General features: G+C 36.4%; 12 protein-coding genes. 5 read left to right on the top strand and 7 right to left on the bottom strand.

The window, feature by feature from the left end:
* Nucleotides 1-16: 16 nt before the first annotated feature.
* Genes kdpB through ABS768_RS01615 form a run of 5 tightly spaced genes read left to right on the top strand, consistent with a single transcriptional unit; the run spans nucleotide 17 to nucleotide 6,573 of the window.
* Nucleotides 17-2,056 (top strand): potassium-transporting ATPase subunit KdpB, encoded by a 2,040-nt coding sequence (gene kdpB / locus ABS768_RS01595; protein WP_408073188.1) that lies wholly within the window; start codon nucleotides 17-19, stop codon nucleotides 2,054-2,056.
* A 13-nt stretch (nucleotides 2,057-2,069) separates the two neighbouring features.
* Nucleotides 2,070-2,627: a K(+)-transporting ATPase subunit C gene (locus ABS768_RS01600; RefSeq protein ID WP_408073189.1), complete on the top strand. Its 558-nt coding sequence runs from the start codon at nucleotides 2,070-2,072 to the stop codon at nucleotides 2,625-2,627.
* Nucleotides 2,627-3,730 (top strand): porin, encoded by a 1,104-nt coding sequence (locus ABS768_RS01605; protein ID WP_408073190.1) that lies wholly within the window; start codon nucleotides 2,627-2,629, stop codon nucleotides 3,728-3,730. The genes ABS768_RS01600 and ABS768_RS01605 overlap by 1 nt, the downstream gene beginning before the upstream one ends.
* Nucleotides 3,730-4,851: a sensor protein KdpD gene (locus ABS768_RS01610; RefSeq protein WP_408073191.1), complete on the top strand. Its 1,122-nt coding sequence runs from the start codon at nucleotides 3,730-3,732 to the stop codon at nucleotides 4,849-4,851. Before ABS768_RS01605 ends, ABS768_RS01610 begins: the two co-directional genes overlap by 1 nt.
* A gap of 3 nt (nucleotides 4,852-4,854) precedes the next feature.
* A complete protein-coding gene (locus ABS768_RS01615) occupies nucleotides 4,855-6,573 on the top strand; it encodes an ATP-binding protein (RefSeq protein WP_408073192.1) in 1,719 nt (572 codons plus the stop codon).
* A gap of 187 nt (nucleotides 6,574-6,760) precedes the next feature.
* Here the strand turns inward: ABS768_RS01615 and ABS768_RS01620 are convergent, their stop codons facing one another.
* The 7 genes from ABS768_RS01620 to ABS768_RS01650 form a co-directional block, all read right to left on the bottom strand.
* Nucleotides 6,761-7,933, bottom strand: coding sequence for a thioredoxin family protein (locus tag ABS768_RS01620; RefSeq protein ID WP_408073193.1), 1,173 nt, complete (start codon nucleotides 7,931-7,933; stop codon nucleotides 6,761-6,763).
* 127 nt (nucleotides 7,934-8,060) lie between these two features.
* Nucleotides 8,061-9,122: a WD40 repeat domain-containing protein gene (locus ABS768_RS01625; RefSeq protein WP_408073194.1), complete on the bottom strand. Its 1,062-nt coding sequence runs from the start codon at nucleotides 9,120-9,122 to the stop codon at nucleotides 8,061-8,063.
* Nucleotides 9,037-9,528 (bottom strand): hypothetical protein, encoded by a 492-nt coding sequence (locus ABS768_RS01630; protein ID WP_408073195.1) that lies wholly within the window; start codon nucleotides 9,526-9,528, stop codon nucleotides 9,037-9,039. Before ABS768_RS01630 ends, ABS768_RS01625 begins: the two co-directional genes overlap by 86 nt.
* The gene (locus tag ABS768_RS01635) at nucleotides 9,525-10,079 is read right to left on the bottom strand and encodes a hypothetical protein (RefSeq protein ID WP_408073196.1); all 555 of its coding nucleotides are present in this window, start codon (nucleotides 10,077-10,079) and stop codon (nucleotides 9,525-9,527) included. The genes ABS768_RS01630 and ABS768_RS01635 overlap by 4 nt, the downstream gene beginning before the upstream one ends.
* On the bottom strand, nucleotides 10,072-10,551 hold the full coding sequence (locus ABS768_RS01640) for an RNA polymerase sigma factor (RefSeq protein WP_408073197.1): 480 nt from the start codon (nucleotides 10,549-10,551) through the stop codon (nucleotides 10,072-10,074). The genes ABS768_RS01635 and ABS768_RS01640 overlap by 8 nt, the downstream gene beginning before the upstream one ends.
* Nucleotides 10,544-11,383: an alpha/beta fold hydrolase gene (locus ABS768_RS01645; protein WP_408073198.1), complete on the bottom strand. Its 840-nt coding sequence runs from the start codon at nucleotides 11,381-11,383 to the stop codon at nucleotides 10,544-10,546. Before ABS768_RS01645 ends, ABS768_RS01640 begins: the two co-directional genes overlap by 8 nt.
* A 430-nt stretch (nucleotides 11,384-11,813) precedes the next feature.
* Nucleotides 11,814-12,788, bottom strand: a complete 975-nt coding sequence (locus tag ABS768_RS01650) for a sterol desaturase family protein (protein ID WP_408073199.1) — start codon at nucleotides 12,786-12,788, stop codon at nucleotides 11,814-11,816.
* Nucleotides 12,789-13,153: the final 365 nt, after the last annotated feature.

Here is a 13,153-nt window from a genome sequence, read left to right on the forward strand (position 1 = left end):
TTAAAATAGACTAGAAATGAAATCTCAAAATACATCATTGTTTCAGGGAGATCTGGTTAAACAGGCCTTTAAGCAATCTTTTATAAAGCTTAATCCTGCTACACTTATAAAAAATCCGGTAATGTTTACCGTAGAAATAGGTACAGCAGTAATGCTATGCGTTTGCCTCTGGATTTTAGTTGGCGAGCAGTCTCAAGGGAGTTTTGCCTATAACTTTACAGTATTTATAATACTGCTATTTACCCTTTTGTTTGCCAACTTTGCCGAGGCTATAGCCGAGGCACGTGGTAAATCGCAGGCCGACAGCCTTAGAAAAACAAGGGAAGAAACTCCCGCAAAAAAAATAGAAGCAGTGGGGGAACTATATGTAAATGAAGTGAATATAGTATCTTCCTCCAGTCTTAAAAAAGGTGATCTTTTTATCTGTGAAGCAGGCGATGTAATACCTGCCGACGGTGAAATCATTGAAGGACTTGCAACTATTGACGAAAGTGCGATTACAGGAGAAAGCGCCCCTGTAATTCGTGAGGCAGGAGGTGATAAAAGTTCGGTTACGGGAGGTACAAAAGTACTGTCTGATAAAATTACAGTACAGGTAACTACTCAACCCGGAGAAAGTTTTCTTGATAAGATGATTGCACTGGTAGAAGGGGCCTCCCGACAAAAAACACCAAACGAAATTGCACTTACCATACTTTTGGCCGGGTTTACACTGGTTTTTATAATCGTTTGTGTCACCCTTAAGCCATTTGCCGATTATGCTAATGTCCCTATAACTATTGCGGCATTTATATCACTATTTATATGCCTTATCCCCACTACTATCGGAGGATTGCTTTCTGCCATCGGCATTGCAGGTATGGACAGGGCGTTAAGAGCCAATGTAATAACCAAATCAGGTAAAGCAGTTGAAACAGCAGGTGATATAGACGTTCTGCTTTTGGATAAAACAGGTACCATAACAATAGGTAACCGTAAAGCAACTCACTTTCATGCCGCACAGGGAGTTGACGAAAAACTATTTGTAAAAGCTTCTGTATTAAGTTCGCTTGCTGATGAAACACCGGAAGGAAAGTCCATCATTGAATTATCGGGTACCGACCCACATTCGGTTAAGATTGAAAATCCAAGATTTATCAAATTTACAGCTGAAACCAGAAGCTCGGGTATTGATTTTGGAGGTACGAGAATAAGAAAAGGGGCTTATGATTCCATTAAAAACTTAGTAGAGAAAGCAGGCAATACTTTCCCCGAGTACATTACTCAGGTAGTACATAAAATATCGTCAAATGGTGGTACACCCCTTGTAGTTTGCGAAAATGAAAAGGTATTGGGTGTTATAGAACTGCAGGATATTATTAAGACCGGAATAAAAGAACGTTTTGAAAGGCTGCGAAAAATGGGGGTTAAAACCGTTATGGTTACAGGGGATAACCCGTTAACTGCAAAATACATAGCTGAAAAAGCGGGAGTAGATGATTTTATTGCAGAGGCAAAGCCTGAAGATAAAATGAACTACATAAAAAATGAGCAGCAACAGGGCAAACTCGTTGCCATGATGGGTGATGGTACTAATGATGCTCCTGCCCTTGCTCAGGCAGATGTGGGAGTTGCCATGAACAGCGGAACACAAGCTGCTAAAGAGGCCGGTAATATGGTAGACCTTGATAATGACCCTACCAAACTTATTGAAATAGTGGAAATAGGCAAACAGCTTTTAATGACAAGAGGAACACTTACCACTTTTAGTATAGCTAATGATGTAGCCAAATATTTTGCGATAATACCTGCATTGTTTATTGCTGCCATACCTGCCCTTCAGGGTTTAAACATAATGAACCTGCATAGCCCGGAAAGTGCGATACTTTCGGCTGTAATATTTAATGCCATTATTATACCCCTGCTAATCCCGTTAGCATTAAAAGGAGTAGCCTATAAGCCAATAGGAGCTTCTGCCCTGTTACGAAGGAATCTCCTTATTTATGGTTTGGGAGGCATTATTGTACCGTTTATTGGTATCAAATTAATCGACTTACTTGTTGCATTGTTTATCTAAAAAATAGAAAAAGATGAAAACTCATATTATACCGGCCATTAGGCTAACCTTGTTTTGCGCAGTGTTTTTCTGCGGATTTTATACTCTTGGCATCCTTTGTATTGCACAACTTGCTCCTAATAATGGAAAAGGCGAGGTAATAACAGCTAACGGAAAAACATACCATGTGAATGTGGCCCAAAATTTTACGGAAGACAAGTATTTCTGGCCACGCCCTTCGGCTGTGGATTATAACGGGGCCGGTTCAGGAGGAAGCAATAAAGGTCCTTCTAATCCTGATTATCTGGCGGAAGTGCAGGCTCGTATCGATACCTTTATGCTAAAAAATCCGGGAATAGAAAGATCGGCTATTCCATCAGAGATGGTCACCGCTTCCGGTAGTGGGCTTGACCCTGATATTTCGGTAGCTGCTGCAAAAATTCAGGCAAAACGGATTGCTACAGCACGAAACCTGCCGGAAGAAAAGATTTTAGCAGTTATAACCGCTAACATCGAAAAGCCTTTGTTAGGCCTATTGGGAACTGAAAAAATAAACGTATTAAAACTTAACTTAGCATTAAATAATTTGTAATGACAACTAAACACAAAATAACAGCTTTTTTATCTGTAATAGGATTAAGTGCTTTTGCGCAGGAAGATTCACTTAAAATAATACCTGTTCAGATTAATCCAAACCTTACAATAAGCGGATATGTGGAAACCTATTATGCTTACGATTTTAACGAACCTGAAAACAATACCCGCCCTTCCTTTTTCTACTCCCACAACCGTCATAACGAAGTAGCCCTTAACCTTGGTTTTATAAAAGTCGGATACGATAATGGATCCGTAAGAGCTAATCTGGCTCTTATGGCAGGTACATATGCAAATGCTAACCTTGCGGCTGAAGAAGGTGTACTTAAAAATGTTTATGAAGCCAATGCCGGAGTCAAACTGTCTAAAAAAGCAAACCTATGGGTAGATGCCGGAATATTTGCTGCCCATATTGGTTTTGAAAGTGCGGTTGGAAAAGATTGCTGGACGCTAACGCGAAGCATGCTTGCTGATAACTCCCCTTACTATGAAAGCGGAGCTAAAATATCGTATACATCGCCTTCAGGGGAATGGTTCGTTAGCGGACTTATACTTAATGGTTGGCAGCGTATACAAAGGCCGGATGGCAATAAGACGATTGCTTTCGGCCATCAGTTAACCTACAGGCCAAACAGTAAAGTAACTTTAAACAGCAGCTCATTCATAGGAAATGACAAACCTGAGGCATATAAGCGTATGCGTTATTTCCATAACCTGTACGGGCAGTTTCAGCTTACCGAAAGCTTTGGTTTGATAGGTGGTTTTGATATTGGTGCAGAGCAAAAATCAAAAGGGAGTGAAAGCTATAATGCCTGGTACTCCCCTGTTCTTATTGCACAATACCGTTTAAATGATAAAATGGCAATTGGCTTGCGTGGCGAATATTACTGCGATGAAAACGGGGTTATTGTTTCCACATATACAGCAAACGGGTTTAAAACCTTTGGATACTCTGCCAACTTCGATTATAATATTTATGATAATGTGGTATGGAGGCTTGAGGCAAGAAGCTTAAGCAGTAAAGATGATATTTTCCTGAAAGGAGGTGAGGCGGTTAATACGAATACTTTTGTTACTACGGCACTTGCAATTTCATTTTAATGACAGAAAAAGATATAAATGCAAAGCGTTTTCTTGATCTTATACAAAAATCGAGAAAAGGAAAGTTTAAGGTCTACATCGGCATGAGTGCCGGTGTAGGCAAAACTTTTCGTATGCTTCAGGAAGCCCACACACTGCTTCGCAATGGCATAGACGTTAAAATAGGCTTTATTGAAACACATAACCGTAAGGAAACACACGAACTTCTGGAGGGCTTGCCCATAGTCCCTAAGCGTTCGATTTATTATAAAGGAAAATACCTTGAAGAAATGGACGTGCAGGCCATAATAAACCTCCGGCCTGAGGTGGTTATAGTAGATGAACTTGCACATACCAACATAGAAGGCAGTAAAAATGAAAAGCGCTGGCAGGATGTGATGGATATACTTGATGCCGGAATTAATGTAATAAGCGCAGTAAACATTCAGCATATAGAGAGCCTTAACGATGATATTAAGGAAATAACCGGGATTGAGGTTAAGGAAAGGATTCCCGACAGTGTTCTTAAAGCTACCGACGAGGTGGTAAATATTGACTTAACTGCCGATGAGCTGATTACCCGCCTTAAAGAAGGAAAGATATATACAGCCGATAAAATCCAGTCGGCCCTCGGTAATTTTTTTAAGCCGCAACATATTTTACAGCTACGGGAGTTGACACTTAAGGAAGTAGCCAGCCAGGTAGAGCGTAAAGTAGAAACAGAAGTGACAGGAGGCGGCCTACGTCAGGAACGTTTTCTGGCCTGTATAAGCAGCAACCATGCTACGGCAAAAACGGTAATACGCAAAACTGCACGACTCGCTAATTATTACCACAGTAAGTGGTATGTGCTTTATGTGGAGACACCCAGGGAAAGAGGCGATAAAATTGCTTTGGATAAACAACGGCACCTTATCAATAATTTCAGGTTGGCAACTGAACTGGGGGCTGAAATCATCAGGATAAAAAACTGCAAAGTAGCTACAGCTATTACAGAGCAGGCTGAAGCCAGAAAAATAACCACCATTTGTATAGGGAAGCCACATATTACCCTATTCAAAGTAATTTTATCTACCAATATATTCAAGTCATTATTAAATAAGTTAACTTCGAGTAGTATTGACCTTATCATACTTTCATAATCCATGAAAATAAAAACAAAATTAACCCTTGCGGTTGGAGTCCTTTTCTTTTTCATTGCACTGTTATCAGCCTTGGCAATAAGACAGGTATATTTACTTTCTCAGGATACCAAGAATATCCTTGAAGCAAATTATATTTCCCTTGATTATACCCGTAACATGCATAAGTTAATAGATAAGTCGGTAATTGCTGATGAGGATCTAATTGAATTTGAAAAACTTCTGGCAAAACAAAACACTAATATTACCGAAATTGGTGAAAAGGAACTAACCCAAGATTTACAAGCGCATTTTGTTCAGCTAAGATCACAGCCTGATAGCCCTGTTTTTATTTCCAATATTCGGAATGATTTAAATGATATTATGAAATTAAATATGGATGCTATACTCAGAAAAAGTGATACAGCCGGCCAAACTGCTGATAATTCCATATTATGGATTTCCATCACAAGTGCATTTTGTTTCATTATTGGTTTTACCTTACTCATTAACTTACCGGGATATATAGCAAACCCAATCAAAAACCTTACAGATAGTATTAGGCAGATTGCTTCAAAAAATTATTCTCAACGGCTTTATTTTAAAGGACATGACGAATTTTCATCATTGGCAAGGTCATTTAATACCATGGCAGAAAAACTACAGGAATACAGCGATAGCAACCTGGCAAAGCTAATGATGGAAAAAAAGAGAATTGAAACCCTTATCAACAACCTGTTTGACCCTGTATTAGGGCTTGACGAGAAAAATATAATACTTTTTATCAACGAACAGGCTTTAAAAATATCCGGACTTAAAAGGGAGAATGTTATTGGAAAGCAAGCTGAAGAAATTGCTGTAACAAATGATCTTATTCGTTCTCTTCTCCAAAAAATGGCCACGAATGAAAATAAGGATAACTCTTTAAAAATTTATGCTGATAATAAAGAAAGTTATTTTGAAAAGCAGCTGGTGCCAATCAGTATTATCCCTACAGGCGAAGAAAATCAGAAGGAAATAGGCTCTTTTATCATTCTCAGAAATATAACCCCTTACAAAGAACTGGATTTTGCAAAAACCAATTTTATAGCCACCGTATCTCACGAGTTTAAAACCCCAATAGCCTCAATGAAAATGAGCCTCCAGCTCCTTAATAATGAGCAAACAGGGAATCTTAACGATGAGCAGAAAAGCTTAGTGGAAAGCATTAAAGAAGATACTGAGAGGTTATTGAGAACCACAGGTGAACTTCTCAACATATCTCAGGTGGAAACAGGTAATACTAAACTTAAAATAGAAGCTGTAGATGTAAAGAGTATAGTAAATAGTGCTATTGACAATAATAAAAAACTGGCGGAACAAAAATCAATTATTATCAACTTTGAGCCTTTAGAAAATTTACCACTGGTTTCAGCAGATAAGGAAAAAGCAACCTGGATAGTTTCTAACCTGATTTCAAATGCCATTCGCTACTCTTATGATAATACGACAATTGATGTAAACGTCTTGGAAATGGATAATAAATTAATAATTTCCGTAAAGGACGGCGGTATAGGAATCGATCCGAAGTACCTCCCCCGAATATTCGACAAATATTTCAGGGTTCCCGGAACTGAAAAAGAAGGTACAGGACTCGGGCTCGCTATAAGTAAAGAATTTATAGAAGCTATGGGAGGTAGGATTGATGTAAAAAGTGAACTGGGCGAAGGAAGTGAATTTATAATTTCTTTGATTATATCGTGATTATTTCCACACTAACATCCAAACTATTACAATAAAGATTAATTTAAATAAAGGCCACCATTTTTTTCAAATCCTATATAAAATTGTTTAAAATTTAATCAATCTAAGTCCGGCAACTTTAGTAGATCCTATTTTAATCTTTAATACAAATTAAAAAAAAGTTACGTTTATTTTTTTATCATATTTATTAAAGCGTTTTCAATAAATCTTCCATACTCTTCGTTTTTTCGTTCTTTTCTTTACCTACTCTTATGGCTAATTCTGCTATTTCTTTTGCTTTCTGCTTCTCTCCTGATTTCGCACATAGATAAGCATAGGTATCCAAATAGGTATAGTTTACATCTTTTTGGGTCAATTCTTCCATCCAACTGATACAATTACTTAAAACTTTTCTATCATCACACTTTTCGTAAATTTCCCAACAAAACTGATTGATAGCATAGTTACTTAACTTCCCCTTTTCTTTTAGGTCATTATAAAAATCATACACTTCAGCCCACTTGTTTTGCGCTTTTAAAAATTTGACTTCATAATTAGGAATAATATCATCTGTCCATTCTTTGGTCAAAGTTTGATAAGCGTATTTTTTTGCCTCATTAAATTCTTTTTGACTATTATGCAAAATAGCGTTATTAAATTTTCCGGCACACAAAAAATAAAATAGAATTTCAGTATCTAACTTTCCATAAAGTTCGAGATACTTCTGCTTATACTTCAAAGCTAAATTAGATATAGAAGCGGGGGTATCTCCGGCAAAATATAACATCGTTGAGAAAAATTCTTCAGAAAGAGGTTTTTCCACCGCTTCCCAATAATCGTTGAAAGCCTGTGTATTAATCACCTTTGTGTTATCTCTATTGATGTAATCAATATAAAATTGTGGGTAGCCTGACAAATCAATTTGGTTTGAATATCCTTTAATTGTACTATTTTCTGAATTTAATACTATTGTTTCATTAGTGAATTTTAAAACACTCGTACTTAAACTGAGAAAATCGTCTCCCGAAAATCCATATTTGCGATTAACTATATACCCATCACGATTGAGAACGACGGCAGTAGGATAGCTTGATACATGGTGTTTTTTGGAGAGATGATATATTTTATCCTCTTCGGCATTATAGCGAAGTAAAACAAACTCTTTCGACAATATAGCCTGAATGGAATCATTTTGAAAGACCAGTTTATCCAACTTTTTGCAGGGAGCACACCATGTGGTATAAAAATCGATAAAAATCATTTTATTTTTCTCTTTGGCAATTGCTACAGCTTTTAAATAATCCTGTTCAATAACATCTAAATTTTGGGCGTTAACAAAATAAAACAGTAGTAGAGATACAATTGTAAAATTTTTTCTCATAATATAATCTTTATTTTAAAAGACTGCTTTAAATTGAATCTGTTACACTCAATTAGAATTGGTATGCTAAATTTACTATCGAAGTATGTATCTAAAAACCTGTTATCCTACTCTATTTTATAAGCTTTTACAATTCCTGAAATTGAATATTCCCGCCTAAATCTACAATAACTAATTGCCCTCCATCTTTAGCAATGTCCATTGCGCTGGGGGTATTTTTGGATAATAAGTAGGTATTCATCAGTTCACCGGATTGTTTGTCCCATTTTCGTAAGGACTTATCCAAACCGCAGGTATAAATAGTATTGGTAGTGATAATTCCTGAAATGATTTCTAAATGTAACGGAACCTTTACTGTAGTGTCCTTGTCTGCAACATAGATAGGCCAGTCCGGATGTTTCTGACTATACACTATACTATCTGCCTTTGTGTCAAAAAAACTGAATTCTTTCCCACTGAGCATTAAATAATTATTCTGGTTGTCTACATCTATTAGATGCCCGGATGTTTTATTTTTTTGTATTATGGTTTTAGTTTTATAGTTCCAAACTATAACTCCCTGTTTTCCATCAAAAAAGATATCTCCGTTATCCCTTATGTATCTGGGGTGTGTACCTTGTAATACTTTTGGAGTTTCAATGGCATTAAAATCTTCATTTGTATTCCACACATAATGATAGCCCTTAAAGTCATAGGTAGCTAAAATCCCGTTATGTGAATTATAAGTAAGCTGTTTTGCCCAAGTATTTTTTAGAGGTAACTGCTTTAAAACACTACCATCTTTTATATTGATAACTACTATTCCTGAATTTAAAGTCGCCGCATATAGCCTGCTTTTTCGCTTATCATAAGCCATTGCATATATTTCATCACCTATGGCTGCTATTTGTTGTTTTTTTGTTTCACTCTTAATTACCTCATGTATTTTACCGTCAAAACCGGAAACAAAAACGGTATCTCTGTCTGCTTTATAAATCACATCGGTATAAGAAACCGGATTGACTGCAGTAAATCTTCCTTTCTTAATTGAAACTTCCTGTTTACAGCTCCATAGTATAATTGACAAGAATAGTATTCCTGCTAGGCTGTATAAATTTATTTTCCTATTGTTGTAATACATTTTTCTTTTTTCCATTTTCTGAAACATCCAACCACGATCCTTCATCGGAAGCTCCAAGATTAACTTCATTGCCGTTTTTTCCCCACATTTTTAGTGTAGCCGCACCTTGGGGTTCTGCCATAAATAAAACACGCTGGGAAACTTTAGAATCAAGAGTAAAAAATATATTCCCATAAGAATCATCAGTCACATATCCTCCCCTCTCCTGTCCTTCGTGGTCATAAAGCATAACGCCGGAAACTCCGGAATTGTCTCCCCGGTAAAATCGATAGCCAAATGATTGTGCCGGAGGAAGGTGTGCACCTATTATGATTCGCTCTGTATCCGTAGAATCGGTAACCACTAAACCCTTTACTTTTAAAATCTCATTTGATAAGTCAAGTTCAACATGATGGCTATTAATGATATATATAAGCAACCCGAGAGTTACAAAAACGTTTGCTATTAATATAATTTGTAAAAATTTATTTTTCATTGTTTTAGTTTTTTTAAAACAGATAGTTCTCTTTTTATTTGTACACCAATAAGTACTGCCAGTACTGCAAATATAAAGATGGAAGACCAAAGGATATAGCTATACATCCCCGATGACAGGTTTTGCCTGAACAGTGGTAACAGCCAAACAAAACCCAGCACATAGCTTACAAAAAGAATAGGAGTAATATAATAATGAATCCGTCTTCTGGCACTGTAGTAGGCAATTAACTTTTCATTATAAGCCGCCATACTGCTACCAAAAGGCAGCTTTGCCTTTTTGATGGTGGTGCCATATTCTAATAGAACTCTTATGAGTAAACTTCCTATCATCACACTCAATCCCAAAAGTAATTGTATATGGCTATAGGCCGAAATATAAAAAAAGAATCCTATCAATACAACTATTGTACAGCCCAGAACCATTTGGCTAATACGCTGTTTTTTTAATATTACTGCAAACTTTTTTATAATTTCTTCCACGCCCTTTTCAGGTGTGGGAGGAACATTCCGTTTGTCCCATTGATTTTTTATTTCATCATAACTATTCATTTCTTACACATTTTGAAAGTTGTTCTTTAATTCTATGAATACGTGTTCGTACTGCCTGGTGGCTAATACCTGTAATTTCGGCAATTTCGGATTGAGGTACACTTTCCAGTTCTAATAAAATGATTGTTTTGTTTTCTGGAGAAAGCCTATCAATACAGCGATACATTGCTGTAAATTGCTGTTCCTTTTCATTGGAACTAATAATCTGATCGGCAACTATATCTAGCTTAAGGTGAGTGACCTCCCTTCTACGTACCTCCTGTAAACATACATTAACAGTAATACGGTAAATCCAGGTACCTATAGAGGCATCACCCCGAAAACTTTCCAGGCTTTGCCATACTTTTAAAAATACTTCCTGAGCGAGATCTTTGGCCTGATCTTCCCTGCCCTCTGTATAACCAAGGCACAATCTGATTACCTTAGGGTAGTTTGTTTTGAAAATAGCGGTAAAGTCTTTCTTCTTATTCATTTGCCTCCAATGCTGTCCTGATTTGTTCCAATAACCATTTTGGTTTATCAAACATAATAAAATGGCCTGCTCCTTCTGCAAAAATAAGAGTATGCTTTTTTAGGTTTTTATATTGTTTGTTGTAGGTTGCTGTGACTACTTCTTTTCCGTAAGGTTCTGTAGCTGCAAATAAGGTGACTGGGGTGACAATTTTTTCCAGTTCATCCCTCAAATCTAATTTTAAAAGATCTGTATATCCGTATACAAAAGTTTTACGGTCGCTTGCTACCATCCAATCAACGATTTGTTGCTGCTTTTCCTTATCACTACACATTCCTAGGGCCATTTGTCCAGCCATCTCCCGGAAAGCAACATTGTCCATATGTAAAACATATTGATTAGAAGGAGTATCATATTGAATATTGTTACTGTCATACTCCGGAATCATTAAGGCCCCCATAGCAGGCAGGGCATCAATTAAAATTAAGCGTTTAAATTGATGATTTTCTGTAGCAAGCCACAAGGCCAGTGCACCTCCCATACTGTGCCCCAAGACAATAGATTCCTCTAAATTATTTGTTTTAATATAATGCAGGACTTCCTCTTTTATTTTTGGCAACCAGGGAAAATCTATCGGTGGTACGCCCCCGAAACCTGCAAAAGTAAACGCATGAATTTCGTAGCTTTCTGATAGGGTATTAGTGATTTCTGAAAATACTTTAGGTGTACAGGCAAAACCGGGAAATACCAAAACAGGCTGCCCCTCTCCTTTTATTTCAACCTGAAAACTTTTTTGGGAATATAAACTGATGCTGATGAATAGGAAGACAAAGCAAGTTAATATCTTTTTCATATCTAAAAGGTTTTGTTTATCCTTTAGATGCATTTGTTCAAAAATGTTACATTAAAGATTTGTTCTCAGGTAGAAAAAACAGAAATTTAATTTTAATTCCAATCAAAAAAACACACTCTAATAAACTATCTTTCAATCATTAAACACATCTTGTGATACAGAAAATTATGAGAATTAAAAATTTTGGAAAAAAACAAAATCTAAGTAAAATCAAGGTCCAATACTACTAAACACTTTCAAAAAAATTGAAACATAGATTTCACAACAAAACAATAAAGAGAAAACAGAATTTTAAAGACAATATCAGTCCTCTCTCTTACAACTATATCTTTTCAATTATTATATCAATATACTCAGAAATATACCTGATGGGAGTTTAATGTTTGTAATATCCTTGATTTAATATGCTAAATAGAAGAGAAAAATTAATTTATAATGTTTCGGTAAACCCCTTACGTACAAAGGTTTTACCTTTTAAAACATTATTGTTTTTCTTTTTTTCTTCACGCATCTGCCTTACTGTTTTGGTGCTTCCGTCATGACTCCAGCCCGGCGGACCGAATATATACATAAACTTATCTCGCCAATTTGATGTTTTTTGGGTATCCTTAATCATATTTCTGTATTCATGGATCAGGATGATACAAGGGTTATAAGAGTCCGGTGGGCTGGTTACACCAAATTGTATTTCTACCTTATCATCCAGTTCCTTCCACGTACCAAAAATTCTGTCAAATACATTTAAGATACCACCGTGATTTTTGTCCATATATTCTAAATTTCGGGCATGATGCACCTGATGCATGGTGTGTGTATTGAGTATTTTTTCCAGAAAACCCAGTTTGGGAACATAAGTGGAATGCAGCTGAAACTGCCAGAGTGATTCAATGCCCAAACATACCAGAAGCATTGCCGGAGGAAAACCCAAAGCGGGAATCCATAAATAAAATAACGGTTTGTATATAAGAGTAAACCAACCATTCCGTACTGCTGTTCCTAGATTGAACTTTTCTGATGAATGATGTACGAAATGGGCTGCCCAAAAGAAGCGAACCATATGATTCTGTCGATGGAACCAATAATAGCTGAAATCGTCAGCAAGCATGCAAAGTAACCATATGTACCATGCATATCCGAATGCATTCCATCCAAATATATTTGTCCGGATCCCACTCTCTGTAAGAGGATTGAAGTAATTATAGACTAAATTAAACAACAGTATGGCTGTAACGGTTTTTAGTAGTGCTGCTATTGCAGCTGATCCAACACCTATCGTTATACTACAAGCGAGGTCTTTCCAGTTATAAAGGTCTTTTCTTCCCGTAATTTTACTATGGCTTAGCTCAAGCAACATTATACCCAGAAAAAAAGGTACACCATACACAAGTGGATTGGTAAAATTCATTAATTAAGTAGGTTAAGTTCGTATTTCTTAAAGCTACCTATATGAGAACGGAAAGCAAAATATCTTAGCTTAGTTTATTATATCTTTAACTTTCACAAAAATTTTACCATTAGAGCTCAAACCATGTTTTTTTACGTAGTTGTAGCTCAATAAAATATTGGTTTTAAAACGCTTCCAAGAATTAGCAAATTTGCCATTTTTCAATCCAAAATATTTTTATTTGTAGTTTAACCAGCAACCCTTTGCCAGTATATCTTTGAAAATCAAACAAATGATTTGTTTGTGATGTTTGTTGATATTTGGATAAAAACTGTATCCCTATTGTACCTCACAACCCTGAAATTCAGCAATATAAAGGCTTGCTA

Origin of the sequence: Flavobacterium rhizophilum (assembly GCF_046000485.1) — a bacterium.
GTDB classification, from domain to species: Bacteria; Bacteroidota; Bacteroidia; order Flavobacteriales; family Flavobacteriaceae; genus Flavobacterium; species Flavobacterium rhizophilum.

Coding starts and splice junctions, on each gene's coding strand:
- kdpB (WP_408073188.1), top strand. CDS start 17: ATGAAATCTCAAAATACATCATTGTTTCAGGGAGATCTGGTTAAACAG.
- ABS768_RS01600 (WP_408073189.1), top strand. CDS start 2,070: ATGAAAACTCATATTATACCGGCCATTAGGCTAACCTTGTTTTGCGCA.
- ABS768_RS01605 (WP_408073190.1), top strand. CDS start 2,627: ATGACAACTAAACACAAAATAACAGCTTTTTTATCTGTAATAGGATTA.
- ABS768_RS01610 (WP_408073191.1), top strand. CDS start 3,730: ATGACAGAAAAAGATATAAATGCAAAGCGTTTTCTTGATCTTATACAA.
- ABS768_RS01615 (WP_408073192.1), top strand. CDS start 4,855: ATGAAAATAAAAACAAAATTAACCCTTGCGGTTGGAGTCCTTTTCTTT.
- ABS768_RS01620 (WP_408073193.1), bottom strand. CDS start 7,933: ATGAGAAAAAATTTTACAATTGTATCTCTACTACTGTTTTATTTTGTT.
- ABS768_RS01625 (WP_408073194.1), bottom strand. CDS start 9,122: ATGAAGTTAATCTTGGAGCTTCCGATGAAGGATCGTGGTTGGATGTTT.
- ABS768_RS01630 (WP_408073195.1), bottom strand. CDS start 9,528: ATGAAAAATAAATTTTTACAAATTATATTAATAGCAAACGTTTTTGTA.
- ABS768_RS01635 (WP_408073196.1), bottom strand. CDS start 10,079: ATGAATAGTTATGATGAAATAAAAAATCAATGGGACAAACGGAATGTT.
- ABS768_RS01640 (WP_408073197.1), bottom strand. CDS start 10,551: ATGAATAAGAAGAAAGACTTTACCGCTATTTTCAAAACAAACTACCCT.
- ABS768_RS01645 (WP_408073198.1), bottom strand. CDS start 11,383: ATGAAAAAGATATTAACTTGCTTTGTCTTCCTATTCATCAGCATCAGT.
- ABS768_RS01650 (WP_408073199.1), bottom strand. CDS start 12,788: ATGAATTTTACCAATCCACTTGTGTATGGTGTACCTTTTTTTCTGGGT.